At 68.7% G+C, this 25,258-nt stretch carries 21 protein-coding genes and 1 pseudogene; 14 read left to right on the top strand and 8 right to left on the bottom strand.

Features of this window, described 5'->3' with window-relative positions:
• Window positions 1-16: 16 nt before the first annotated feature.
• Entirely contained in the window at window positions 17-2,530 is a 2,514-nt protein-coding gene (locus QO010_RS17470; RefSeq protein ID WP_307351251.1) for a tetratricopeptide repeat protein, read from the top strand.
• Window positions 2,531-2,567: 37 nt separating this feature from the next.
• On the top strand, window positions 2,568-4,064 hold the full coding sequence (locus QO010_RS17465) for a CoA-acylating methylmalonate-semialdehyde dehydrogenase (protein ID WP_307351249.1): 1,497 nt from the start codon (window positions 2,568-2,570) through the stop codon (window positions 4,062-4,064).
• Between the two features lie 167 nt (window positions 4,065-4,231).
• Here QO010_RS17465 and hemW read toward each other — a convergent pair whose 3' ends face one another.
• Together hemW and rdgB are read right to left on the bottom strand one after the other, a co-directional pair.
• Entirely contained in the window at window positions 4,232-5,356 is a 1,125-nt protein-coding gene (hemW, locus tag QO010_RS17460) for a radical SAM family heme chaperone HemW (RefSeq protein WP_307351247.1), read from the bottom strand.
• An 8-nt stretch (window positions 5,357-5,364) separates the two neighbouring features.
• The gene (gene rdgB / locus QO010_RS17455) at window positions 5,365-5,964 is read right to left on the bottom strand and encodes an RdgB/HAM1 family non-canonical purine NTP pyrophosphatase (RefSeq protein WP_307351245.1); all 600 of its coding nucleotides are present in this window, start codon (window positions 5,962-5,964) and stop codon (window positions 5,365-5,367) included.
• A 573-nt stretch (window positions 5,965-6,537) separates the two neighbouring features.
• Between rdgB and QO010_RS17450 the strand changes: the two genes are divergently transcribed.
• The 3 genes from QO010_RS17450 to QO010_RS17440 all read left to right on the top strand — a co-directional run bounded on the left by QO010_RS17450 (window position 6,538) and on the right by QO010_RS17440 (window position 8,568).
• Window positions 6,538-7,065 (top strand): DUF2975 domain-containing protein, encoded by a 528-nt coding sequence (locus tag QO010_RS17450; RefSeq protein ID WP_307351243.1) that lies wholly within the window; start codon window positions 6,538-6,540, stop codon window positions 7,063-7,065.
• A gap of 13 nt (window positions 7,066-7,078) precedes the next feature.
• Window positions 7,079-7,336 carry a helix-turn-helix domain-containing protein gene (locus QO010_RS17445; protein WP_307351241.1) on the top strand — a complete coding sequence of 86 codons (258 nt, stop codon included), beginning with the start codon at window positions 7,079-7,081 and terminating at the stop codon, window positions 7,334-7,336.
• Window positions 7,337-7,434: 98 nt separating this feature from the next.
• Window positions 7,435-8,568, top strand: a complete 1,134-nt coding sequence (locus tag QO010_RS17440) for a hypothetical protein (protein WP_307351239.1) — start codon at window positions 7,435-7,437, stop codon at window positions 8,566-8,568.
• 371 nt (window positions 8,569-8,939) lie between these two features.
• Here the strand turns inward: QO010_RS17440 and rph are convergent, their stop codons facing one another.
• Window positions 8,940-9,653, bottom strand: coding sequence for a ribonuclease PH (gene rph / locus QO010_RS17435; protein WP_307351235.1), 714 nt, complete (start codon window positions 9,651-9,653; stop codon window positions 8,940-8,942).
• Window positions 9,654-9,728: 75 nt separating this feature from the next.
• Between rph and hrcA the strand changes: the two genes are divergently transcribed.
• The 6 genes from hrcA (at window position 9,729) to gyrB (ending at window position 16,617) form a co-directional block, all read left to right on the top strand.
• Entirely contained in the window at window positions 9,729-10,802 is a 1,074-nt protein-coding gene (gene hrcA / locus QO010_RS17430) for a heat-inducible transcriptional repressor HrcA (protein WP_307351233.1), read from the top strand.
• Between the two features lie 2 nt (window positions 10,803-10,804).
• Window positions 10,805-11,434, top strand: coding sequence for a nucleotide exchange factor GrpE (gene grpE, locus QO010_RS17425; protein ID WP_307351231.1), 630 nt, complete (start codon window positions 10,805-10,807; stop codon window positions 11,432-11,434).
• A gap of 105 nt (window positions 11,435-11,539) precedes the next feature.
• Window positions 11,540-12,658 carry a DNA polymerase III subunit beta gene (gene dnaN, locus QO010_RS17420; RefSeq protein WP_307351230.1) on the top strand — a complete coding sequence of 373 codons (1,119 nt, stop codon included), beginning with the start codon at window positions 11,540-11,542 and terminating at the stop codon, window positions 12,656-12,658.
• Between the two features lie 58 nt (window positions 12,659-12,716).
• Window positions 12,717-13,001 carry a GIY-YIG nuclease family protein gene (locus tag QO010_RS17415; RefSeq protein ID WP_307351228.1) on the top strand — a complete coding sequence of 95 codons (285 nt, stop codon included), beginning with the start codon at window positions 12,717-12,719 and terminating at the stop codon, window positions 12,999-13,001.
• 43 nt (window positions 13,002-13,044) lie between these two features.
• Entirely contained in the window at window positions 13,045-14,193 is a 1,149-nt protein-coding gene (gene recF, locus QO010_RS17410) for a DNA replication/repair protein RecF (protein WP_307351226.1), read from the top strand.
• Entirely contained in the window at window positions 14,194-16,617 is a 2,424-nt protein-coding gene (gene gyrB, locus QO010_RS17405; protein WP_307351225.1) for a DNA topoisomerase (ATP-hydrolyzing) subunit B, read from the top strand.
• Between the two features lie 186 nt (window positions 16,618-16,803).
• On the opposite strand, the gene QO010_RS17400 is transcribed toward gyrB, so the two are convergent.
• Window positions 16,804-17,166 (bottom strand): endonuclease domain-containing protein, encoded by a 363-nt coding sequence (locus tag QO010_RS17400; RefSeq protein ID WP_307351264.1) that lies wholly within the window; start codon window positions 17,164-17,166, stop codon window positions 16,804-16,806.
• A pseudogene (recQ, locus tag QO010_RS17395) lies at window positions 17,164-19,008 on the bottom strand (DNA helicase RecQ); the annotation flags it as partial. The gene QO010_RS17400 and the pseudogene recQ, both read right to left, overlap by 3 nt.
• Before the next feature lie 77 nt (window positions 19,009-19,085).
• Here recQ and QO010_RS17390 point away from each other — a divergent pair.
• The gene (locus QO010_RS17390) at window positions 19,086-19,373 is read left to right on the top strand and encodes a metalloregulator ArsR/SmtB family transcription factor (protein WP_307351224.1); all 288 of its coding nucleotides are present in this window, start codon (window positions 19,086-19,088) and stop codon (window positions 19,371-19,373) included.
• Window positions 19,370-20,056, top strand: a complete 687-nt coding sequence (locus QO010_RS17385; protein WP_307351222.1) for an SdpI family protein — start codon at window positions 19,370-19,372, stop codon at window positions 20,054-20,056. The genes QO010_RS17390 and QO010_RS17385 overlap by 4 nt, the downstream gene beginning before the upstream one ends.
• 202 nt (window positions 20,057-20,258) lie before the next feature.
• Here QO010_RS17385 and QO010_RS17380 read toward each other — a convergent pair whose 3' ends face one another.
• Complete coding sequence (locus QO010_RS17380) at window positions 20,259-20,666, bottom strand: hypothetical protein (RefSeq protein ID WP_307351221.1); 408 nt, start codon at window positions 20,664-20,666, stop codon at window positions 20,259-20,261.
• Between the two features lie 194 nt (window positions 20,667-20,860).
• Between QO010_RS17380 and QO010_RS17375 the strand changes: the two genes are divergently transcribed.
• Entirely contained in the window at window positions 20,861-22,870 is a 2,010-nt protein-coding gene (locus tag QO010_RS17375; protein WP_307351219.1) for a transglycosylase domain-containing protein, read from the top strand.
• A 216-nt stretch (window positions 22,871-23,086) separates the two neighbouring features.
• Here QO010_RS17375 and QO010_RS17370 read toward each other — a convergent pair whose 3' ends face one another.
• Both QO010_RS17370 and QO010_RS17365 read right to left on the bottom strand, forming a co-directional pair.
• Complete coding sequence (locus QO010_RS17370; RefSeq protein ID WP_307351217.1) at window positions 23,087-23,803, bottom strand: M48 family metallopeptidase; 717 nt, start codon at window positions 23,801-23,803, stop codon at window positions 23,087-23,089.
• Window positions 23,804-23,820: 17 nt separating this feature from the next.
• Entirely contained in the window at window positions 23,821-25,071 is a 1,251-nt protein-coding gene (locus tag QO010_RS17365; protein WP_307351215.1) for a polyhydroxyalkanoate depolymerase, read from the bottom strand.
• Window positions 25,072-25,258 lie beyond the last annotated feature (187 nt).

Raw genomic sequence — 25,258 nt, 5'->3', positions numbered from 1 at the left:
GTGCTATTTCCAGACCATGACCGACACCGCCCCGTCCGTTCCGGCCCTGATGGGCCAGGCCATCGCCGCCTTTCAGCAGGGACGGCTGGACGAGACCCGCGCGGCCTGCGACCGGGTCCTCAGCCAGGACCCCGACTTCTTCGACGCCCTGCATCTGCTGGGGGTGACCGAGGCGCGGGCCGGCGGGTTCGCCATCGCCGAGCTCTTGCTAGGCCGGGCGCTGCGCCAGCGGCCGGACCATACCGAAGTGGCCCTCAACCTGGCCAACCTGCTGCGCGAGCAGCGCCGCCACCCCGAGGCCATCGCCGCCTATGACGCCCTGCTGGCCCGCCAGGCCAAGCACCCCGCCGCCTGGCTGGGCCGGGGCCGCTCTCTGGCGGCGCTGGGCCATCCCGCCGATGCGGTCGCCGCCTATGACCTGGCCATCGCGGCCAATCCGAAGAATGACGAGGCCCTGTATTTCCGGGCCCTCAGCCTCAAGGCCCTGGGCCGCCTGCCCCAGGCCCTGGCCAGCTATGACGCCGCCATCGCCCTGCGGCCCGGCTTCGCCGCCGCCCTCTGCAATCGCGGCAACCTGCTGCGCGATCTCAAGCGCTGGGACGAGGCCGCCGCCAGCCTGGACGCCGCCATCGCCGCCGACCCGAAGCTGATCGCCGCCCATATCGGCCGCGCGGCGGTGCGCCAGGACCAGGACGATCTGGCCGGCGCCCTGGCCGATCTGGACCGGGCCTGCGCCCTGGCCCCGGGCTATGCCGAGGCCCTGGCCAACCGCGCCGTGGTGCTGATCGCCCTGGGCCGCCATGACGAGGCCCTGGCCGACTGCGACCGGGTGCTGGGCCAGGCGCCGGACGACATCGCCGCCCTGCGCAGCCGCGGTACGGTGATGGCCGCCCTCAACCGCCATGAGGAGGCGGTGGCCTGTTTCGACAAGGTGCTGGCCGCCCAGCCCGACGACCTCTCGGGCCTGGTCAACCGCGGCTCGGCCCTGCGGCAGCTGGGCCGGCACAAGGCGGCCCTGGTCGACTATGACCGGGCCCTGGTCGTCAGCCCCGACCAGGCCGACGCCCTGAACAACCGCGGCAATGTCCTGCGCGAACTGGGCCGCAACGCCGAGGCGGCGATCGCCTATGGCCGGCTCTATGAGATCCATCCGCAGTTCCGCCGGGTGCTGGGCAACCGCACCAATGCCGAGCTGCTGGCCTGCGACTGGCGAAACTATCCGGCCGCCATGGACGAGCTGGCGCAGGCCACCCGCGCGGGCGAGGCGGTGGACATGCCCTTCGCCTTCCTGGCCCATTCCACCGATCCGGCCGACCAGCTGGCCTGCGCCGCCAACTGGACGAGAGACCGCTATCCGGCCGCCGCCCAGCCGCTGTGGACCGGCGAGCGCTACAAACACGACAGGATCCGGCTGGCCTATCTGTCGGCCGACTTCCACTACCACCCGATGGCGCACCTGATGATGCGGCTGTTCGAGACCCACGACCGCGACCGCTTCGAGGTCACCGCCCTGTCGTTCGGTCCGGCCAGCGACCATCCGATCCGCAAGCGGCTGGAGGCGGCCTTCGACCGGTTCGAGGACGTCTCGGGGCTGGCCGATCTGGAGCTGGCCCGGCGGGTGCGTGAGTTGGAGATCGACATCGCCATCGACCGCAAGGGCTTCACCCAGAACGCCCGCACCGGCGTCTTTGCGCTTCGGCCCGCCCCGCTGCAGGTCAACTACCTGGCCTATCCGGGCGGCATGGGCGCGCCCTATATCGATTACCTGATCGCCGACCCGGTGATCGTGCGGCCCGGCGACGAGCGCTTCTATCAGGAGCAGGTGGTCCGCCTGCCTGACACCTATCAGGCCACGGACGACCGCCGCGCCATCGACCCCAAGGCGCCGAGCCGGTCCGCGTGCGGCCTGCCGGAAACCGGCTTCGTGTTCTGCTGCTTCAACAACAATTACAAGATCCTGCCGCCCCTCTACGACGTCTGGATGCGGCTGCTAAAGGCCACGCCCGGCAGCGTGCTGTGGCTGCTGGGCAAGGACAAGGCCGCGGAGGTCAACCTCAAGCGCGAGGCCGAGGCGCGGGGCGTTTCCGGCGACCGCATCGTGTTTGGTCCGTACCAGGAGATGGGCGCCCACCTGGCCCGCCACGCCCATGCCGACCTCTTCCTCGACACCTTCCCTTTCAACGCCCACACCACCGCCAGCGACGCGTTGTGGGCCGGGCTGCCGGTGCTGACCTGCGAAGGGCAGACCTTCGCCAGCCGGGTGGCGGCCAGCGTGCTGACGGCGGTGGGCCTGCCCGAGCTGATCGTGGACAGCTTCGAAGCCTATGAAGCGACGGCGCTGCGGCTGGCGACCCATCCGGCCGAACTGGCGACGCTCAAGGCCAGGCTCGCGGCCAACCGCACGACCACGGCCCTCTTCGACAGCGACCGCTTCCGGCGTCACTACGAGGCAGCGCTGGTGACGATGCACGAGCGGCAGATGGCTGGGTTGCCGCCGGAAGCCTTTGATGTGGCGCCGATCCAAGCCTAAAAGGCCCGCCTGTCCGCATTTCTTCAGGAGCGCCGCCATGCGCGAGATCGCCCATTTCATCAACGGGTCCAGCTTTACGGGCGCGTCCGGCCGCCATGGCGATGTGTTCAACCCCAACACCGGCGAGGTCCAGGCCCGGGTGCAGTTCGCCAGCTCGGCGGAGATGGACAAGGCCGTGGCCGCCGCGGCCGCGGCCCATGTCGGCTGGTCGGCCACCAACCCCCAGCGCCGGGCCCGGGTGATGTTCGAGTTCAAGCGCCTGGTCGAGGCCAACATGCAGGACCTGGCCGAGCTGCTGTCCAGTGAGCACGGCAAGGTCATCGCCGACTCCAAGGGCGACATCCAGCGTGGCCTGGAGGTGATCGAGTTCGCCTGCGGCATCCCCCACGCCCTGAAGGGCGAATACACCGAAGGGGCGGGCCCCGGCATCGACGTCTATTCCATGCGCCAGAGCCTGGGCGTGGTCGCCGGCATCACCCCGTTCAACTTCCCGGCCATGATCCCGATGTGGATGTTCGGGGTGGCCATCGCGGTCGGCAACACCTTCATCCTCAAGCCGTCGGAGAAGGACCCGTCGGTGCCGGTGCGGCTGGCCGAACTGATGATGGAGGCGGGGGCGCCGGCCGGCGTGCTCAACGTCGTGCACGGCGACAAGGGGGCGGTCGACGCCATCCTGCAGCATCCGGACATCAAGGCGGTCAGCTTCGTCGGCAGCAGCGACATCGCCCACTACGTCTATTCGCAGGGCACGCTGCACAACAAGCGCGTCCAGGCCATGGGCGGGGCCAAGAACCACGGCGTCGTCCTGCCCGACGCCGACCTCGACCAGGTGGTCAAGGACCTGTCGGGCGCCGCCTTCGGCTCGGCCGGCGAGCGCTGCATGGCGCTGCCCGTTGTCGTTCCCGTCGGCAAGACGGTGGCCGATGAACTGCGCAAGCGGATGATCGCCGAGATCGAGACCCTGAAGGTCGGGGTCTCCAACGACGCCGACGCCCAGTACGGCCCGGTGGTCAGCGCCGCTCACCGTCAGAAGATCGCCGACTACATCCAGATCGGGAAGGACGAGGGGGCCGAGTTGGTCGTCGACGGCCGGGACTTCAAGCTGCAGGGCTATGAACAGGGCTTCTTCATCGGCCCCAGCTTCTTCGATGGCGTGAAGCCGGGCATGAAGACCTACCAGGAGGAAATCTTCGGCCCCGTCCTGCAGATGGTCCGGGCCGACAATTTCGAGGAAGCCCTGGAACTCCCCTCCAGCCACCAGTACGGCAACGGCGTGGCCATCTTCACCCGCAACGGCCGCGCCGCCCGCGAGTTCGCCGCCCGGGTCAATGTCGGCATGGTCGGCATCAACGTGCCCATCCCCGTCCCGGTCGCCTATCACACTTTCGGGGGGTGGAAGCGCTCGGCGTTCGGCGACACCAACCAGCATGGGATGGAGGGGCTGAAGTTCTGGACCAAGGTCAAGACCGTCACCGCCCGGTGGCCCGAGGGGATGACCGACGACTCGGCGTTTGTGATTCCGACGATGAAATAGAACTAGAACTCCCTTCCTCCTCGATGGAGGAAGGGTTGGGGATGGTGGTGGTGGCAGTGCGTTTCTGGAAGCACGCGGGGAGGCGTGGTCGCCACCCTTAGCCAGTCGCCCAAACTCCGAGCGCACACCACCAACCCTGCCCTTCCTCCATCGAGGAGGAAGGGTTCTCAGGGGGTGGCGAGCTCCGAGGTCAACCGGTCGAGCACGAGCCTTCCCGCGCGGGTCGCCCGCAGGCGCCGGGGGTCGTCGACGAGTAGCCCCGCCTCGACGAACCCCCGCACCGACGCCGCCGTCAGCCCCAGCGCCGCCACCTCCTCGAACCTCACCCCCGCGTCGATGCGCAGGCCCATCAGCAGGCGCTCCTCCGCCGCTTCGACGGGGCTTAGCGGTTCGATCAGTTCGAACCCCGTCCCGGCCCCCTCGACCAGGGCGATGTAGTCGGGGATGCCGGCCGCCGCCTGGGTCGCCGTGCGGGCGCCGTTCAGGGTCAGCCTCCCATGCGCTCCCGGCCCCGCGCCGACATAGTCGTGGCCCTGCCAGTAGACGAGGTTGTGGCGCGAGCGGGCCGTTTCGCCACGGGCGTGGTTGGAGACCTCGTAGGCGTCGAAACCGGCGGTCTCGAGCACATCCTGGGTGGCTTCGAACAGGGCCGCGCCGAGGTCGGGGTCGGGGGGCGACCAGGCGCCGCGCTTCACCGCCCGGTCGAAGGCGGTGCCGGTCTCGATGGTCAGCTGGTAGGGCGAGACATGCTCCGCGCCAAGGTCCAGCGCCCGGGCCAGTTCGGCGCGCCAGGCGGCCTCGGTCTGGCCGGGGCGGGCATAGATCATGTCGAGCGACAGGCGCGGGAAGATGGCGGCGCGCTCGGCGGCGCGGACGGCCTGGGCGGCGTCGTGGTTGCGGCCGAGGAACTTCAACGCGTCGTCGTCGAGGGACTGCAGGCCCAGCGACAGGCGGTTCACCCCGGCGTCCGCGAAGCCGGCGAAGCGGCCCGACTCGGCGTCGGTGGGGTTGGCTTCCAGGCTGACTTCCAGGTCGGGGTCGGCGTCCCAGAGGCGTTTGGCGAGAGCGATCATCTCGCCGGCCTGGCCGGGGTCCATCAGCGAGGGGGTGCCGCCGCCGAGGAAGATGGATTTCAGCTGGCGGGGACCGGTCAGGGCGCGCTGGCCCTCCAGGTCGGCCAGGATGGCCCTGGCCAATTCCGCCGGCTGGTCGCCGCCGCGATGGCGCACGACATTGAAGTCGCAATAGGGGCAGATACGGGCGCAGTAGGGCCAGTGGATGTAGACGCCCAACGGTGCGTTCAAAACAGCGCGGCCTTGAGCTTTTCGAAGGCGCGGGTGCGGTGGCTGAGGGCGTCCTTGGCGGCCGGGTCCATCTCGCCGAAGGTCAGGGTCTCGCCGTCGGGGATGAAGATGGGGTCATAGCCGAACCCCCTGTCGCCCCTCGGCGGGAAGGCCAGGGTCCCGTCGACCCGCCCCTCGACCACCACCGCCGTCCCGTCCGGCCAGCAGACGGCCAGAGCGCTGGTGAACCAGGCGCCGCGGTCGTCCGAGCCGGTCTCCAGCACCCGTTCCTCCAGCTTGGCCATGGCCATGGCGAAGTCGCGGGTGGGGCCGGCCCACCTCGCCGAGAAGATGCCCGGCGCGCCGTCCAGGGCCGCCACCGACAGGCCCGAATCGTCGGCGATAGCGACGCGGCCGCTGGCCAGGGCGGCGTGGCGGGCCTTCAGGAGGGCGTTGCCGGTGAAGGTCTGCTCGGTCTCGTCGGGCTCGGGCAGGTTCAGCTCGCCCGCCGACAGGATGGCGAACCGCCCGTCCAGCAGGGCGACCAGCTCGCGGGCCTTGCCCGGATTGTGGGTGGCGGCGACCAGGGTCTCGCCGGGGGTGAGGATCAGAGCCATGACGGCTTCATATCAGCCAGGCGCGACGGCGTCATGGCCGGGCCCCGAAACATCGCCCGCATCTATGCTGCACTGCATTACGGCGATGTAATGATGTTACGCAAGATTAATATCGAATATCGATAATTTCCTTGATCGAAAAGCGATGCGGCCGTATTGATTATCGCCATGGAGACCCCATCTGGGGTTTTCCAACGCAACGAAGGGGCTGTCTCGTTGTTGCGGTGCACAATCAAGGAGGGCTGTTATGTCTCTGCACAAAATGACCAACGTCGTCGACCGTCTGGCGATGGCTATCGTTCACACCGTTCTGCTGGCCGCGCTGCCGGCGGCCGCGTTCGTCTTCATCGCCCACTCGATCTGATCGGGCGCGGTAGTGAACGCCGTTAACGCGACCAGCCTCCGGTTCGCCTGAGGGCTCGCTTCCGCCGAGCCCGGGCGAAATCGACGGGCTAGGCAGAAGCGAGCTTCACCTTCAAGGAAGCTTGGGCGCAAAGAGAAGACAGAACGTTCCAGCGGGGCGTTCTGTCTGGTCTCCTGGGGAGGGGACCTTAAGGGACAGGGGTTTTCACCATGCGGGCGCTTGGACCCGGCTCGGTATCGAGCTTTCTCAAGATCATCCTGGACGTGGCCTTCTACGTCCTGTGGTTCGTCATCGGCTGCTGCGGCCTGGCCAGCCTGGGGGCGCTGCTGCTCAGCTTCAACCCCGACCTGCTGGGCAAGAATTTCGAGATCAATGGCGCCAACGGGCCCATTCCCGGCTCGATGATCGTGGCCGCCATACTGGGCCTGACCCTCTACCTCGGCGGCATACTGGTGATCGTCAACCGCCTGCGCCGCATCTTCCAGACCCTGACCGCGGGCGACCCCTTCCATCCCGACAATGTCCGCCGCCTGCGGGTCATCGGCCTGATCCTGGCCGGGCTGGAGCTGGGCCGCTACGTGTTCTGGGGCGCCGTGGCGCTGCTGGGGCCGGAGCTCAACAAGGCCGAGGGCGGGCTGAACCTGACCACCTGGTTCTCGGTGCTGGTGATCTTTGTGCTGGCCGAGGTGTTCCGTGAAGGCGCCCGGCTGCGGCGCGAAGCCGAACTGACGATTTAGGGCGAGCACAGTCATGGCCATCCGCCTCAAGCTCGACCGCGTGCTGCTGGAACGGCGCATGTCGCTCACCGAACTGGCCGACCGCGTCGGCGTCACCATCGCCAACCTGTCGATCCTCAAGACCGGCAAGGCCCGGGCGATCCGGTTTTCCACCCTGGACGCGCTGTGCCGCGAGCTGAACTGCCAGCCTGGCGACCTGGTGGTGTTCGAACCGGGCCCGGGCGACATGCCCGACGACGGCGAGGACGACAGCGTCTACGGCGGGGCCTGACAAACCCGCCACCGCCAATACGGGATGTGGCGGCCGGTGGATGAAATCGCCGGAACCATCCGGGCGACGCCAGTCACTGACGCGGACAGTCTGGCGGCATGAACAGCGCCATCCTCCTCCTCGCCGCCGCCCTGCTCGCCACCTCGGACGCCGCGCCCCTGGCCCTGACGGCCGAGACGCCCGCGGCCATTCCGGCCGACTCCTTGTGCTCCGCTCGGACCGCGGCATGGGCGTCTCCGGTCTATCGCCGTGATGGCAGTGGCGACGACGACGCCGGGATTCCGGGGGGCAACCAGCTGTGGTCCTGCCGGGTGGGCGGCCGTTTGCTGGTGGTCAGGGACAGGGCGGCGCCGCCGGGGACCTATCGTTGCAGCGCGACGTCCAGCGACGAGACCAGCGCCTGGATCGACGGTGTCAAGGTCGTCGACCGGAAGGAGGCCGGCGACATCGAGGACTGTTACGCATCGTCCGACAATCCACGCGAGCGACTCATCGTCGTGCAGCTGAGCCGCAAGGGCGACCTGATGCTCTGCTACAGGCGGGTCGGCGGAGAGGACGCGGACGCCGTGCGCTGTGTGACGACGGCCGCGCGCCAGCTGCGGGGCGGCGGGCGCGATCCCAACTATCGGCCGCCGGGGTTCGTGACGCCGCCCGGTTTTGTGTTGCACATGGCCAATGCGCCGGTCTGCGCGGAGCTGACCGCGCGCCTGCGTCCAGGCGGCTGGTCCGGAGACGACACGTCCCTGGCCGCCTTTGCCGCGCCGGCCGCGCCCGGCTGGGGAAACGCTCAGATCACCGATGGGGAAATGCCGCCGCTGTCGGCGGTCTTCGACATCGACAATGACGGCGCCCCCGATCAGGTCCTGCTGGCGCCGGTGATGAAGGTCCATGGCCTGGCCATGGGACAGCTGTCGTGGAGGCCGAAGGCGAGCCCCGCCGGCAAGCTGTTCGTCGCCGCCGAGCCCCTGGCCTCCGCCCAAACCCCGCCGGATCAGCCTAGCGACGACTGGATGGCCTTCGCCTGGCAGCCGGTGCGGATCGAGGGGCGGGCTTACGTCTATGTCCGCCGGCAGGCCGCCTTCGACTGGGACTCGGGCGACGAGGACTTCCTGGCGGCCGATCCCCGGGGCGAGAAGGCGATCACCCGCAGCCTGATCGAGCTGAAACCGGACGGAACCCAGAAACTGGTCTGCGCCTGGGGCCCACGACCCAGGCCGGAGCTGTACCTTTAGGGCCAATTGACATTCGAAGGGCCAGTCCGGTCTAGGCCGCCAACGCCGCGGGCGGCATGGATGTCGGTTTTAGGGTCGCTTCGCGACAGGAAGAGAAGGGTAGAGAAGAAGCGCGAGCGACGGCGCTGTCCCGAGGCCGGTCGTCGTTGGTCCGCTGATATCCATCGAGGCGCATCGCGCCTCAACAAGACCCTTCCAGCCGAGGATACGACGACGCGTCGGCCGTCGCCACGGCCGCTTCCTCTTCTTCCCTGCCTTCTCTTCCTGTCGCGAAGCGACCCGAAAACCCACGCCTCTGCGAGACAGAGACGTTCGGACGAGGCCGCTAGAGGCCCCCACTCCCGACTACAGACCCTGAATCTTGTTTGGCCCTAGCCGACCGCCGTCTTCTGCATCGCGAAGAGCTCGTTGATGCCCTTCTCCGCCAGGCCGTAGAGCGACTCGAACTCCGCCCGCGTGAAACCGCGCTTCTCGCCGGTCGCCTGGATCTCGACGATGTCGCCGGCCCCGGTGAGGACGAAGTTGCAGTCGGCCTCGGCGTTGCTGTCCTCCTCGTAGTCGAGGTCGAGGACCGGGACGCCGTTGAAGACGCCGCAGGAGACGGCCGCCACATGGTCGAGGATGGGGTCAACCTTCAGCACGCCCTCGTCCAGCAGGTATTTGGTCGCCAGCCGCAGCGCTACCCAGGCGCCGGTGATCGAGGCGGTGCGGGTGCCGCCGTCGGCCTGGACGACGTCGCAGTCCAGGGTCAGCTGGCGCTCGCCCAGGGCCTTGAGGTCGACCACGGCCCGCAGCGAGCGGCCGATCAGCCGCTGGATTTCCTGGGTGCGGCCCGACTGCTTGCCCTGGGCGGCCTCGCGGCGGCCGCGGGTGTGGGTGGCGCGCGGGAGCATGCCGTATTCGGCGGTCACCCAGCCCTGGCCCTTGCCGCGCAGCCAGCCGGGCAGGCTTTCCTCGACCGTACAGGTGACCAGCACCTTGGTGTGGCCGGCGGTGATCAGGCAGGACCCCTCGGCATAGCGGTTGACGGCGGTTTCCAGGGTGATGGCCCGCAGGGTGTCAGGGGTCCGTTCGGAGGGGCGCATGCGGCTTCCTTTGAGGTGTGGCCGGCCTTATCCTAGGAATGAAGGGCCGCGTCCACGGCCCGCGCATCAGAGAGCATGACCCTTTACACCGGCGGACCCATCCGCACCCCTTCCCTGACCGACCTGGACGATCGCGCCCGCGACATCTTCCGGCGCATCGTCGAGGGCTATCTGGAGACCGGCGATCCGGTCGGTTCGCGCACCATTTCCCGGGCGGGCATCCAGCTCTCGCCCGCCTCGATCCGCAACACCATGCAGGACCTGACCCAGCTGGGCCTGCTCGACGCCCCGCACACCAGCGCCGGGCGCATCCCCACCCATTCGGGCCTGCGGCTGTTCGTCGACGGTCTGCTCGAGGTCGGCGATGTCGGCGAGGAGGAGCGGCGGTCCATTGAAGCCAGGCTGCACGCCCATGGCCGCTCGATGGACGATGCGCTGAACGAGGCCTCCTCCATCCTGTCCGGCCTGGCCGGCGGGGCGGGGGTGGTGGTCAGCCCCTCGCGCGACGCGGGGGTCAAGCATGTGGAGTTCGTGGCGCTCGGCCCCGACCAGGCCCTGGCGGTCATGGTCTTCGAGGACGGGGCGGTGGAGAACCGGCTGATGAAGCTGGCCCCCGGCATCACCCCCTCGGCCCTGCAGGAGGCGTCCAACTTCCTGGCCGCCCGGCTGAAGGGCCGCACCCTGGGCGAGACCCGCAGCGAGATGACCAGCGAGCTGGAGCGGGCCCGGCGCGAGCTGAACGAGACCGCCGCCCGGCTGGTCGAGGACGGCCTGGCCGCCTGGGGCGGGGGCGAGGAGACCGAGCGGGCCCTGATCGTGCGCGGCCGGGCCAACCTGCTGGGCGATCCGTCCCAGGCCGCCGACCTGGACCGCGTACGCCGCCTGTTCGACGACCTGGAGCAGAAGGAACAGCTGATCGGGCTGCTCGACAACGTCCGCGACGCCGAGGGGGTGCGCATCTTCATCGGCGCTGAAACCCGGCTTTTCTCACTTTCGGGTTCCGCTGTGATCGCGGCGCCCTATATGTCCGGCCGACAAAAGGTGCTGGGCGCGATCGGGGTGATTGGGCCGGCCCGGTTGAACTATGCCCGGATCATTCCGTTGGTGGACTATACCGCCAGGGTGCTGGGCCGAATGATGGACGGATGAGAATGAGTGACGAAGAAGCGCCGGCCTCCAACGGGTTTGGGGGCCACGACCCCGAAGCGGCCCTGGACCTGGCCGAACTGGAAGCCCTGCGCGCCGAGGTGGCGGGGCTGAAGGAACAGGTGCTGCGCTACGCCGCCGAGGCCGACAACACCAAGCGTCGGGCCGAGCGCGAGATGAACGACGCCCGGGCCTATGCGATCACCAAGTTCGCCAGGGACCTGATGGGCGTGGCCGACATCCTGGAGCGGGCCACCGCCAGCGCCCCGCGCGACAACACCGAGCAGGCCGTGAAGAACTTCGTGGTCGGCATCGAGATGACCGCCAAGGAGCTGCAGGGCGCCTTCGAGCGGAATAATTTGAAGCGCGTCGAGCCCGACAAGGGCGGCAAGTTCGATCCCCACCTGCACCAGGCGATGATGGAACAGCCCGGCGACGGTGTGCCTCCGGGGGCGATCATCAAGACCCTGCAGGCCGGCTATGAGCTGTTCGGGCGAATCGTCCGCCCCGCCATGGTGGTGGTGGCGGCCAAGACCGGCGCGCCGGCCGAACCGCAGCCGGATACGCCCGCTCACAACCCCTACAGCGAGGCGGCGGACGACGAATCCGGTGGATCGGTCGACACCAAGGCCTGATCGGCGGGCGTTAGGCCTTTCTCAACCGCGCGATTTCGCTAGATTGGCCGTTCGCACACGGGGCGAGTGCGGCGACGCGCGCCTGACTGATTTTCGGACGAAGACATGAAGCTTACCATCGAGCGGGCGGCGCTGCTGAAGGCTCTCGGCCACGTGCAGAGCGTGGTCGAACGGCGCAACACCATACCGATCCTCTCCAACGTGCTGCTGTCGGCCGAGCGCGAGAAGGTCAGCTTCGCGGCTACGGACCTGGACATGGAGATCCTGGACGACACGGTCGCCCAGGTCGACGTGCCCGGCCAGATCACCGCCCCGGCCCACACCCTCTACGAAATCGTCCGCAAGCTGCCCGAGGGCGCGGACGTGTCGCTGTCCTTCCAGGGCGACGATCCGCGCCTGCAGGTCGCCGCCGGCCGCTCGAAGTTCAACCTGCCGGTGCTGCCGGCCGGCGACTTCCCGGTGATGAGCTCGGAAGGGCTGTCGGCCCCGTTCGCCATCGAGGCGGCGGACCTGGCCCGGCTGATCGACAAGACCCGCTTCGCCATCTCGACGGAAGAGACGCGCTACTATCTGAACGGCCTCTATCTCCACACCGTGGTCGAGAACGGCGAGGCCAAGCTGCGCGCCGTGGCCACCGACGGCCACCGCCTGGCCCTGGCCGAAATGCCGGCCCCCGAGGGCGCGGCCGGCGCCCCCGGCGTCATCGTGCCCCGCAAGACCATCCAGGAGGCCCGCCGCCTGCTGGAAGACGCCTCGGGCAGCATCGACCTGCAGGTCAGCCCGCAGAAGGTGCGTCTCGATTTCGGTTCGGCGGCCCTGACGTCCAAGGTCATCGATGGGGCTTTCCCCGACTACATGCGGGTCATCCCGCGCGACAACGCCAAGATCATGCTGGTCGACAACGTGTTGTTCGCCCAGGCGGTGGACCGGGTGGCGACCATCTCGGCCGAGAAGAGCCGGTCGGTGAAGCTGGCCATCGAGCCGGGCCGCATGACGCTCACGGTGCGCAACATGGAGGCCGGCCAGGCCGTCGAAGAGGTCGAGATCGACTACGACGGCGATTCGTTCGAGATCGGCTTCAATGCGCGGTACCTGCTGGATGTGACGGGGCAGATCGGCGGGGAGATCGCCGAGTTCCGGTTCGCGGACCCGGCGAGCCCGACGCTGGTGGTGGATCCGACCGACGCTGGGGTGCGGTACGTGCTGATGCCGCTCAGAGTCTGACACCCACCCTTAAACCCGCTCATCCCCGCGAAAGCGGGGACCCAGGTTTTTTCACTCCATGGCCTTCGCCGTCTACATCCTGGCCAGCCAACGCAACGGCACGCTCTACATCGGCCACACCGATGACCTGGCGACTCGCATGGGGCAGCACAAGGATGGCGTCTTCGAGGGCTTTACCGCCAAGTACGACGTCAAGACCCTGGTCTGGTATGAGTATTTCGACAGCCGCGAAGAGGCCTTCCAGCGCGAGCGCCGGATGAAGAAATGGAATCGGGCTTGGAAGATCGAGTTGATCGAACGGTTCAATCCCGGCTGGCGGGATCGCACCGGAGAAGTGGTTTGAAAAAGCCTGGGTCCCCGCTTTCGCGGGGATGAGCGGAAAATAAATGACACGTTCCGCGCTGGCCCAACTGACCCTCACCGATTTCCGGTCTTACCCGGCGGCTACGCTGGCCCCCGAGGGCCAATCGGTCTTCCTGTTCGGCCCCAATGGCGCCGGCAAGACCAACCTCTTGGAGGCCATCAGCCTGTTCTCCCCCGGCCGGGGCCTGCGCGGCTCGGCGCTGGCTGAGGTCGGCCGCAGGATGCCCGGTGAGGCCGGCGGGCGGGCCTGGGCGGTGTCCGCCATTGTCGAAACCGACGAAGACCCCATCCAGCTCGGCACTGGCGTGGAAACCCCCGGCGCGGCCCGGCGGCTGGTGCGGATCGAGGGGGAGACCGTGCCGCCGGGACGCCTCGCCGATCACATCCGGCCGATGTGGCTGACCCCGGCGCAGGATCGGCTGTTTCTGGAGGCGGCCAGCGAGCGGCGGCGGTTCTTCGACCGGCTGGTGTTCGCCGGCGAGCCGGCGCATGCGGCCCATGTCGCCGCCTATGAGAAGGCGATGCGCGAGCGGATGCGGCTGCTGACCGATGAGGACGGCGAGCCCGATCCGGTCTGGCTGTCGGCCCTGGAGGCGCGGCTGGCGGAGTCCGGGGCGCTGATGGCCGAGGCGCGGGCGCGGACGCTGCTGGCGCTGCAGGAGGAGATCGACGGGCGGGGCGAGCGGCCGTTTCCGCAGGCGCGGCTGAGCCTGGCCGGGGAGTGGGAAAAGCTGGCGCTCTCGGGCGTCGATTTCGCCGACATCGAGGCCCGGCTGGCCACGGCGCTGACCGCCGCCCGGCCCCGCGACGCGGCCGCCGGAAGGGCGCTCACCGGACCCCATCGCGGCGATCTGGGCGTGGTCCATGCCGAAAAGGACCGTCCGGCGGCGGAATGTTCGACCGGCGAGCAGAAAGCGCTGATTTTGAACCTGGTTTTGGCGCAGGGGGCGCGACTTTCGCGTGCCAAAACCGCGCCGAATCCTGTATTGTTGCTCGACGAAGTGGCCGCGCATCTCGACCTTCACCGGCGGGCTGCTCTGGCCGACGAAATCGCGGCGCTCGGCCTGCAGGCTTTCCTTACCGGCACGGACGAATCGCTGTTCGACCACCTCAAGGGTCGGGCTCTGGGTGTCCGCGTGGACAGCTCCGGCTTGACCACCCTGGAAGTTTGAATGACCGACGAAACTGAAGCCGCTGGCGGCGAACCGGCCGAATACGGCGCCGACTCCATCAAGGTGCTCAAGGGCCTGGACGCCGTGCGCAAACGGCCGGGCATGTATATCGGCGACACCGACGACGGCTCGGGCCTGCACCACATGGTCTATGAGGTGGTCGACAACGCCATCGACGAGACCCTGGCCGGCTATGCCAGCAAGGTCGAGGTCATCCTCAACCCCGACGGCTCGGCCACCATCACCGACGACGGCCGCGGCATCCCCACCGACATGCACGACGAGGGCGTCTCGGCGGCCGAGGTCATCATGACCCAGCTGCACGCCGGCGGGAAATTCGACCAGAACAGCTACAAGGTCTCCGGCGGCCTGCACGGGGTGGGCGTCTCGGTGGTCAACGCGCTGTCGGACTGGCTCAAGCTGGTCATCTATCGCGACGGCAAGATCCACGAGATGACCTTCGCCCGGGGCGACGCGGTCTCGCCGCTGATCATCACCGGCGAGGCGCCGCGCCGTGAGAACGGCGAGTATCTGACCGGCACGGAAGTCACCTTCCTGCCCTCGCTGCAGACCTTCTCGGCCATCGAGTTCGACCGCAAGACGCTGGAGCACCGGCTGCGCGAGCTGGCCTTCCTCAACAGCGGCGTGACCATCCATTTCCGCGACCTGCGCGGGGCCGAGCCCTACGAGGAAATCCTGCATTACGAGGGCGGGGTCGAGGCCTTCGTGCGCCACCTGGACAAGGCCAAGACCGCCCAGATCAAGACCCCGATCGTCATCCGCGGCGTCCGCGAGAAGGTCGAGATCGATTTGGCCCTGTGGTGGAACGACAGCTACCACGAGCAGATGCTGTGCTTCACCAACAACATCCCCCAGCGGGATGGGGGCACCCACCTGGCCGCCTTCCGGGGCGCCCTGACCCGGGTGATCGGCAACTATGTGGAAAGCTCGGGCCTGGCCAAGCGCGAGAAGGTCAGCGTCAGCGGCGAGGACGCCCGCGAGGGCCTGACCTGCGTGCTGTCGGTCAAGGTGCCCGACCCCAAGTTCTCATCCCAGACCAAGGACAAGCTGGTCTCGTCCGAAGTGCGGCCGGCGGTCGAGGGCCTGGTGCAGGACGGCTTGGCCACCTGGTTCGAGGAACATCCGCTCGAGGCCAAGGCCATCGTCGGCAAGATCGTCGAAGCGGCGGCGGCCCGCGAGGCCGCCCGCAAGGCCCGCGAACTGACCCGCCGCAAGAGCGCGCTGGACATCACCTCGCTCCCGGGCAAGCTGGCCGACTGCCAGGAACGCGATCCGGCCAAGTCCGAGATCTTCCTGGTCGAGGGCGATTCCGCCGGCGGCTCGGCCAAGCAGGCCCGCAACCGCGAGAACCAGGCGGTCCTGCCCCTGCGCGGCAAGATCCTCAATGTCGAGCGGGCGCGGTTCGACCGCATGCTGCAGTCCGACCAGGTCGGCACCCTGATCACCGCGCTGGGGGCCGGGATCGGCCGCGAGGACTTCAACATCGAGAAGATCCGCTACCACCGGATCGTCATCATGACCGACGCCGACGTCGACGGCGCCCACATCCGCACCCTGCTGCTGACCTTCTTCTACCGACAGATGCCGGAGGTGATCGAGCGCGGCTATCTCTATATCGCCCAGCCGCCGCTCTATAAGGCCGCCAAGGGCAAGTCGTCCCGCTACCTCAAGGACGACGCCGAGATGGAGACCTTCCTGACCGACGAGGGCGTGGAAGGGGCCGAGCTGGACCTGGCCAATGGCGAGCGGATGCTGGGCGCCGACCTGCTGGCCCTGGTGCTCTCCAGCCGCCAGGCCAAGGCCAATATCGAGCGGCTGTCGGCGCGGGCGCCGGCCTTCGCCATCGAGCAGGCGGCCTTAGGGGGTCTGTTCGGCGAAAGCCGCGACATCGCCGGCGCCGCGTCGCGGTTCGATTCCTATGCCGAAGAGGGCGACGGCCCCTGGAGCGGCGAGGCGGCCGTCACCGGCGGCGGCTTCATCTTCTCGCGCCTGCGGCGGGGGGTCAGCGAGCGGGTGGTCCTCGACGACCTGACCCTGCACGCCGCCGACGCCCGCCGGCTCGCGGAACGGGCCGATGCGCTGAAGGAGATCTTCTCCGGCCCGGCCATCTTCCGCCGCAAGGACAGGTCGACCAAGGTGCGGGGGCCGCTGGACCTGGTCGCCGCGGTGATGGACGCCGGGCGCAAGGGGCTGTCGATCCAGCGTTACAAGGGGTTGGGCGAGATGAACCCGGACCAGCTGTGGGAGACCACGCTGGATTCCGAGGCGCGAACCCTGCTGCAGGTGAAGATCAACCACGCCGACGATGCGGACGACATGTTCAGCCGGCTGATGGGCGACCTAGTGGAGCCCCGGCGGGAGTTTATCCAGGAGAATGCGCTGGATGCGGAGGTGGATGTGTAGAAGAGCGGCCGGCGTGGGTCTCCTCACCCGCTCTTCGCGCTGACGCGCTCAGAGTCGACCTCTCCTCGGAGAGGAGAGGAGTTGGGAACGCGCCTCTCCTCCTCGCTTGCGAGGAGGAGCGAGGGGCACGCCGAAGGCGGCGCCCCACGGAGGAGGAGCCTCTCACGGCCGCTTCTGGGTGGGGCGTTAGCGGGCTTGTCCCCGCACGAACTGCAGAATTTCGACGCAGACACCCTCCAGGTTCCGCATCACCTCGATAGCCGGAATGCGCATGGTGCGGACGCCTTGTTCCGCCATGAAGGCGTCCCGTCGCAGGTCATGCGCCATCTGCGCTTCGGTGTTGTGAATTTCGCCATCCACCTCGACCGCGACTTTGAACTCGGGACAGTAGAAGTCGAGCACATAGGGCTCGAACGGGTGCTGCCGGCGAAACTTCAGGCCATCCAGTCCCCGAGCCCGTAGCGCATTCCAGAGGACGACTTCCGGCGAGGTCATCGCGCTGCGTGACTCCTTGGCGCGTTCGGTCGCCGGCGGAAGCCCGCCCGTCACAATCCCCAGCACCGCCTCGCCATACCGCCCCAGCTTGCCTTCGCCGACCCCGTTGACCGCCGCCAAGGCCGGCAAACTCCCCGGCCTCTGCGTAGCGATCTCCGCCAGCGTCGCATCGTGGAAAATCACATACGGCGGGACGTGCTGGCGGGCGGCTTCGTCGCGGCGCCAGGCGCGCAGGGCCTCGAACAACGCCGCGTTTTCCGGGGCCAGGCTGGCCAGGGCTTCGCGGGTGCGCTTGCGGGGGCGGCCCGAGCGGGTGGAGGCGTCGAGTTTTTCCAGCTGCTTGCGCAGCGCCACCCGCCGCTCGCCGCGATAGACCAGCCGCACGGCCTCGCCGTCGCCCAGGCCCACCAACGGGCGGCCGTCGTTGGGGTCTTCCTTCAGCAGGCCCTCGAACAGCAGCTGATCGATCAGGTCGCGCCAGCCCTGGGGGCTGAACTCCTTGCCGATGCCCCAGGTCGAGAGGCCGGACTCGAAATCCGAGACCTCCTTGGTCGTGCCCAGCAGATGGCTGACCAGCCGCCCACGCCCAAACCGGCCCCCAAGCCGGTGGGCGGCGGCCAGGGCCTTTTGAGCCGGTTCGGTGACGTCGACCGATTCCGGCGGGGCCAGGCAGATGTCGCACTGGCCGCAGGGCTCGGAGACGTCCTCGCCGAAATAGCGCCGCACGCTCAGCGCCCGGCAGGCCATGCCTTCCAGCATGGCGTAGAGCTGGCGGACCTTGCGGGCCTGGACCTGCTTGACCTCCGGGGCCATGTCGCGGCCGTCGAGGCGGCGATAGGCCCAGGCCATGTCGGAGGGGCTGTAGAGGGTGATGCCGTCGGCGGGCAGGCCGTCGCGTCCGGCCCGGCCGATCTCCTGCCAGTAGGCCTCGATGGCGGCGGGCGGGTCGGCGTGGATGACGAAGCGGACATCGGGCTTGTCGACCCCCATGCCGAAGGCGATGGTCGCCACCATCACCGCCGCATCGGCCTCCAGGAACTGCTCCAGCCGCTGGGTGCGGACGTCCTTGTCGAGCCCAGCGTGATAGGCCAGGGCGGGAATGCCGGCCTCCAGCAGCTTCTCGGCCAGGGCCTCGGTCCCGTCGCGCGAGCCGACATAGACCACGCCCGACTTACCGGGCCGCGCCTTGACCAGTTCCACCACCCGCTTGTGGGCCGAGCCGTCCTTGCGTTCGGCCGACAGGATCAGTTCGGGGCGGGCGAAGCTGTCGACGAACTCGGCGGCGTCCTCAAGGGACAGCTGGGTGCGGATGTCCTCGCGGGTGCGGGCGTCGGCCGTGGCGGTGACCGCCAGGCGCGGCACGCCGGGGAAGTGCTGGGCCAGCCGTCCCAGCAGGCGGTAGTCGGGACGGAAGTCATGGCCCCACTGGCTGACGCAGTGGGCCTCGTCGATGGCGATGACCGACAGCCGCAGCTCGGTCAGCCGTTCCAGCAGGTTGCCGCCCGACAGGCCTTCCGGCGAGACATAGAGCAGGTCCAGCTCGCCGGACTCGATCATCCGCCAGACCTCCGCCCGTTCCTGCGGCGGGATATTGGAATCCAGCCGGGCGGCGGCGACGCCGGACTGGCGCAGCGAGGCGACCTGGTCGCTCATCAGGGCGATCAGCGGCGAGACCACCAGGCCCAGACCCGGCCGCAGCATGGCCGGTATCTGGTAGCAGACACTCTTGCCGCCGCCGGTCGGCAGCACGGCCACGGCGTTGCGGCCGGCCAGGATCTCGGTGATCACCTGGGCCTGCAGACCGCGGAAATCATGGTGCCCCCAGACCCGGCGCAGGGTCTCGCGGGCCTCGTTGAGGCTGGGCGAATCCACGGTCTGGCGGGCGGCGGCGAGCATGCGAACGTAAATGGAACATTTTGGCCGCTTCGAAAAGGGCTTGAAATTAGCGCAAAGACTAATTAGCTAGTCTGCTCATGAACGAGATCTTCAAGGCGCTGTCCCATCCCGCCCGCCGCCGCATGGTCGCCATGCTGCGGCAGGGACCGCTGGCGTCGGGGGATATCGCCGCCCGGTTCGACATGGCCTGGCCCACCGTCACCGCCCATCTCGCGGCGCTGAAGGCGGCCGGCCTGGTGGAGACCGAGCGGGACGGCACGACGGTGCGCTATCGGCTGGTCATCTCGGCCGCCGAGGAAGCCATCGCCTTTCTGATGCAACTGACCGGGACCGGTTCGGACGATCCCGAGGAGCCAAGCTCATGACTGCTTCGCAAAAGCGCTTCACCCTGACGGACTGGGCCGCCGCGGCGGGGATCGCCGGCATGGCCGGCCTGGCCTTCGCCGTCTGGCAATGGGGCAAGGCGGGCCCGCTGCCGGTGCATTTCAACTTCCAGGGCGTCGTCGACCGCTATGGCGACCGGCGGGAGCTGGCGCTGGGCATCGCGGCGATGGCGGCGGGTTCGGTCGCGCTCTGGATGGGCCTGGCCCTGTTGGCCCGCACCGACGCCGCCCAGGGCTGGAAGGACAGCCTGCGCCTTGGCCGGGGCCTGGTGGTGCTGGCCATGGGCTTCATGTCGCTGATCCTGGCCGGCATCGCCCTGGGCTGGGCCGGCGGGGGCCTGGGCCCGCAGCGCTGGACCCTGGGCCTGGTCGGGCTGCTGTTCACGGTCATCGGGGCGGTGATCGGCAAGGTCCGGCCCAACCCCATCGCCGGGGTGCGCACCTACTGGTCGCTGACCAGCCGCCTGGCCTGGGACAAGTCCAACCGCCTGGCCGGCCGGCTGTTCGCCCTGATCGGCATCGTCGCGGTCCTGGCCTCGCCCTTCGCGCCCATGCCCCTGGCCATGATGGCGCTGGTCGGCGCGGTCCTGGTCGCCGCCGCCTGGGCGGTGCTGGAGAGCTTCCTGGTCTGGCGCACCGATCCGGATCGGAAGGCCAAGGCGTAACCAGCTTCTTCTTCTTCTTCTTCTTCTTCCCTTTTCGTCATGGCCGGCCGAAGTGCCGGCCACCCATGAACTCGGTGGATCAGAAGAGTTTCGGACATCGCCGCCGCCAACCGTCAACTCTTGTGATCATGGGTGGCCGGGACAAGCCCGGCCATGACGGTTGAGAGAGGGTGGGGTCGCCAAACGACCGCTAGGCCGAGGCCTACGACCCCTGCAGCCGCGAAATCTCCAGCTCCAGCTCGCGGATGCGCAGGTCGGACTCCCGCTGGTGCCGCTGGTCCTTGCGCCAGCCCAGGATGGCGCCGGAGATGGCCCCGAAGGCGGTGAAGGCGAAGGTCAGGCCCGAGACGACCATGGTCCAGTCGACCGGCTTGGCCTGGCTGGCCGACTCGGCGACGCCCTCGGCGGCGGCGGCGGTCTTGTCCTCCGGCGGGGCGGCGTCGATGGCGTCGGTGACCGGGCTGGTGGCGTCGGCCACCGTGTCATAGCCCGAAGGCAGCACCCGATGGCGCAGCACCAGCGAGCCGGCGAAGATCAGGGCGGCCAGCGCCGCCAGCAGGGCCAGGGTGCGGGTCAAGCCAAACACCCGCTGTTTCTGTCTCTCGGTCATCTCAAGCCTCCCACGCTGTAGTAGCGATCCCGGCAGCAGGGCTAAACCTTACAGCCTGACTGGCGGATGAACACGATTTAACCGTATGGAGCCGCCGCGAATCCGCCGCGTTCATAGGTCGGTAATGCTATGGAGGGTTTCGTGCCGCTGGTTCGCGGGCGGCGCGCCCGATAGTTTCCCTGCAGGACTTCGAGATGAGCAACGGCCAATACGGGCGCCCCAGCGGGGGCGGCCTCTTCGGCGCCAAGGGGCAACGCAGAACCCCGCTGCAGGCCTTCGCCTACTGGACCACGGTGCTGGGCGTCTGGGGCCTGATCTTCCTGGTCGCCTTCTTCGCGGTGTTCGCCACCGACCTGCCCGACGTCTCGGGCCTCAACGCCGTCAAGCGCCAGCCCTCGATCTCCTACCTCGACCGCTCCGGCTCGCTGGTGGCGGTGCGCGGCAGCCAGTACGCGCCGCCGGTCGATCTGGACAAACTGCCCGCCTATGTCCCGAAAGCCTTCATCGCCATCGAGGACCGCCGCTTCTACTACCACCCCGGCTTCGATCCGCTGGGCATGGCCCGGGCCCTGGTCAAGGACGTCTCCTGCTGGTGCATCGCCGCCGGCGGCTCGACCATCACCCAGCAGCTGGCCCGCAACCTGTTCCTCACCCTGGACCAGACGCCCCGGCGCAAGGCCCAGGAGCTGATCCTGGCCATCTGGCTGGAGATGAAGTTCACCAAGAAGGAGATCCTGGCCCTCTATCTGAACCGGGTCTATTTCGGGGCCGGCGCCTATGGCATCGAGGCCGCCGCCAAGCGCTATTTCAACAAGCCCGCCTCCCAGCTGACCCTGGGCGAATCGGCCCTGCTGGCCGGGATGATGAAGGGCCCCTCGCGCTACAGCCCGGTCTCGGCCTCCAAGCGCGCCGCCAACCGCGCCACCATCGTGCTGGACGAGATGGTCCGCACCAAGGCCATCACCCCGGCGCAGCGCAAGGCCGCCTTCGCTTCGCCGGTCAGGGTCTCCTCGGTGCTGGCCAACCAGAGGGCGCAGTATTTCACCGACTGGATCGACGCCCAGGTCCGCAGCCTGGTGGGCGAGCCGACCGAGGATCTGGTGGTCGAAACCACCCTGGACCTGCCCATCCAGGCCGCCGCCGAGCAGGCGGTGAAGGCCGGGGTGCGCAACAACGCCAAGGCCGGGGTGCAGCAGGCCGCCCTGGTCGCCATCGACGGCGAGGGCCGCATCCGCGCCTATGTCGGCGGGGCCGACTACGGCGATTCCCAGTTCGACCGGGTGACCATGGCCAAGCGCCAGGCCGGCAGCGCCTTCAAGCCCTTCGTCTACCTCACCGCCATGGAGGCCGGGCGCAACCCGGGCCAGATGGTGGTCGACGAGCCGGTGAAGATCGGCAGTTGGGAGCCCAAGAACTATACCGGCCGCTATCTGGGCTCGATCACCCTGCAGACGGCCCTGGCCCAGTCGATCAATACGGTGGCCGCGCGGCTGGCCAACGATGTGGGCACCTCCAACGTCGCCTCGACCGCCAAGCGGCTGGGCATCACCTCGAAGATCCAGCTCGACCCGTCGATGGCGCTGGGGGCCGTCGAGGTCTCGCCGCTGGAAATGGCCCAGGCCTATGCGCCGTTCAGCAACGGCGGCTTCCTGGCCAAGGGCTACGGCATCGAGCGCATCCTGACGGCCAAGGGCCGCGTCCTCTACGACCACAGCGTCGACGACCGCCGCCGCCCCGCGGTGATCGGCTCGCCGGCCCTGCAGTATATGAACCAGATGATGCGCCAGGTGGTGCAGGGCGGCACCGGCACGCGGGCCCGCGTCCCCGGCTTCGACATCGCCGGCAAGACCGGCACCACCAGCGACTACCGCGACGCCTGGTTCGTCGGCTACACCGGCGGCTTCGTCACCGCCGTCTGGACCGGCCGCGACGACAACACGGTGATGCGGCGGGTGACCGGCGGCGGCGCCCCGGCCGAGATCTGGCGCGGCTTCATGGTCCAGGCGCTGCCGCGGCTGAAGACCCAGGCCATTCCGGGCGGCGTGATCGAACCGCCGGGCTCGACGGGCGTGACCGGGGCGCTGGGCGATCTGCTGTCGAACCTGGGGCTCAATCCCGGCGACGACAAACAGGAGACCCCGCCTCCGGTGGACGAGGCCCCACCGCCCAGGCAGGCGCCGGCGCCGGAAGAGTTGCCGTACTAGCCGATTTCCGCGCCTCCTCTCCTCTCCGAGGAGAGGTCGACTCTGAGCGCGCGAGCGCGAAGAGCGGGTGAGGAGACAGATCGGCGGCCACGTATCGGGGAAAACACCCTGCGCCTGCGGCATGCTGAACCGCCGCAAGGCTCCCCCTCCGTGGGACGCCGCCTTCGGCGTGTCCCTCGCTCCCCCTCGCAAGCGAGGGGGAGAGGCGCGCAAAGATTATCTCCCAAACGCGTGCAGCCGTGACCCCTCGCTCCGCAGCCACGCCCGGTGCGGGGCGGGATCGCCGATCAGGTCCTTCACCACCGCCCAGAACCTCGGCCCGTGATTGGCCTCGACCAGGTGGGCGCATTCGTGGGCGGCGACATAGTCGGCCACGGCGAACGGAGCCAGGGCCAGGCGCCAGCTGTAGCGGATCGAGCCCGGCTTGCCGGCCGGGCCGCCCTTGCAGGAGCCCCAGCGGCCCTTGGCGTCCATGATGGCCAGGTTGGGCATCGGCTTGCCCAGCTTCTCGGCGTAGACGGCGGTGCGTTCGGTCAGCACCCGGCGGGCCTCGGTCCTGATCAGGCGAATGGCCCGGTCGGCATAGGCGGCGTCATCGGGCGAGGTCAGCACGCCATCCTTGAGTTTGGCGCGGCCGGGGCCGGCCTCCAGCCGCACGGTCTCGCCGAACAGGGTGAGGGTTCCGCCGGGGGCCAGCCTTGCAGGAACCGGCAGGTCGGCCAGCTGGGCGGCGATCCAGTCGGTCTTGTCTCTGGCGAAGGCCACGGCTTCGGAGAGCCGCCGGGCGGTGGGGGCGATGGCCACCACCTCGCGCTTGACCCGGTCGACCCGCAGGCTGACCCGCCGGGCCCGGGGATTGACCGCCAGCCGCAGCGGATGGCCGGCCGTCTCCAGGCGGTCGCCGTGGGCGTAGGGCGCTTTGAACAGATTCATTGCCGCTAGGGATAAGCCTAGAAGTCGGGATCGCAAGCCCGGATGAAGTCGAACACCCTGGGGAAGATCTCTTCCCTGAAGCGCCGGCCGTTGAAGACGCCGTAATGGCCGACGCCTTCCTGCACATAGTCGAGCTTCAGGTTTTCGGGGATCGACGAGCAGAGCTCGTGCGCCGCCTGGGTCTGGCCGATGCCGGAGATGTCGTCCAGCTCGCCCTCGACGGTCATCAGGCCGATGTCGGTGATGGCGGCGGGCTTCACCAGGTTTCCGCGATGGATGAGCTCGCCCTTGGGCAGGGCGTAGGACTGGAAGACCAGGTCGATGGTCTGCAGGTAGAACTCCTCGGTCAGGTCCATGACCGAGAGGTATTCGTCATAGAAGGCGCGGTGCTTGTCGGCGCTGTCGCCGTCGCCGGCCACCAGGTGCTGGAAGAACTGCTGGTGGGCGCTCTGGTGGCGCTCCAGGTTCATCGACATGAAGCTGGCCAGCTGCACGAAGCCCGGATAGACGCGCCGCAATGCGCCCGGATAGGGGGCGGGCACGGTGTAGACCATGTTCGACTCGAACCAGGTGAAGGGCCGCTCCTCGGCCAGCCTGTTGGTCACGGTCGGGGAGAGGCGCGCATCGATGGGCGAGCCCATGAAGGTCATGGTGCGGGGGCGGCTGGGATCGTTCGCCTCGGCCATCAGGCTGGCGGCGGCCAGCACCGGCGGGCCCGGCTGGCAGACGGCGATGACATGGGCCCGGGCGCCCAGGGCCCGCAGCATCTGCTGAATGTGGTCGATATAGTCGTGGAAGTCGAAGCGGCCGTCCATCATCGGCACGTCGCGGGCGTTCGACCAGTCGGTGACGAAGACGGCGTGGTCGGGGGCGAAGGCCTCGACCGTGCCGCGCAGCAGGGTGGCGTAGTGGCCCGACATCGGCGCGACGATCAGCACGGCGGGGTCCAGCTGCAACTTGCCGGCCCGGCGCATGTCGGCCATGTCGCGGTCGAACTGGATCACCCGGCACCACGGGCTTTCCCAGACCACGGTCTCGCGCACCCGCACGGGGTGGCCGTTGACGGTGATCTCGTCGATGCCCCACTTGGGCTTGCCATAGCGGCGGGTGACGTTGGCGTAGAGGTCGGCGCCGGCATAGAGGTTGCGGCCGATGATCGAGTCGCGGGCCGGGTTGAGCGGCGAGGACCAGAAGTCCCGCGTCAGCCGGGCGGCGGCGCGCAGGGGCGAGGCGCCGTAGTAGGTGGCTTCATGGAGGGCATAGAGCATGCTGTCGGTGACCGCCGTTCTTGTTGCGGTGCAGCATAGCATGGTGAGGGTGAATAAAGTCCAGCCTTAGGTGTCGCAGGGGCGACGCAAGGTGGCTGACCGTGCTCCGCTCTCTCCTCGCCCCTAGGGCGAGGTGGCAGCGAAGCTGACGGAGTGGGGTGCGCGCCCGGCACTCAGGGGCAGAATG

The organism is Caulobacter ginsengisoli, assembly GCF_030814835.1.
GTDB classification, from domain to species: Bacteria; Pseudomonadota; Alphaproteobacteria; order Caulobacterales; family Caulobacteraceae; genus Caulobacter; species Caulobacter ginsengisoli.
Note: the sequence above shows the minus strand (reverse complement) of the source record. Positions and strands in the feature narration are given on the sequence as shown.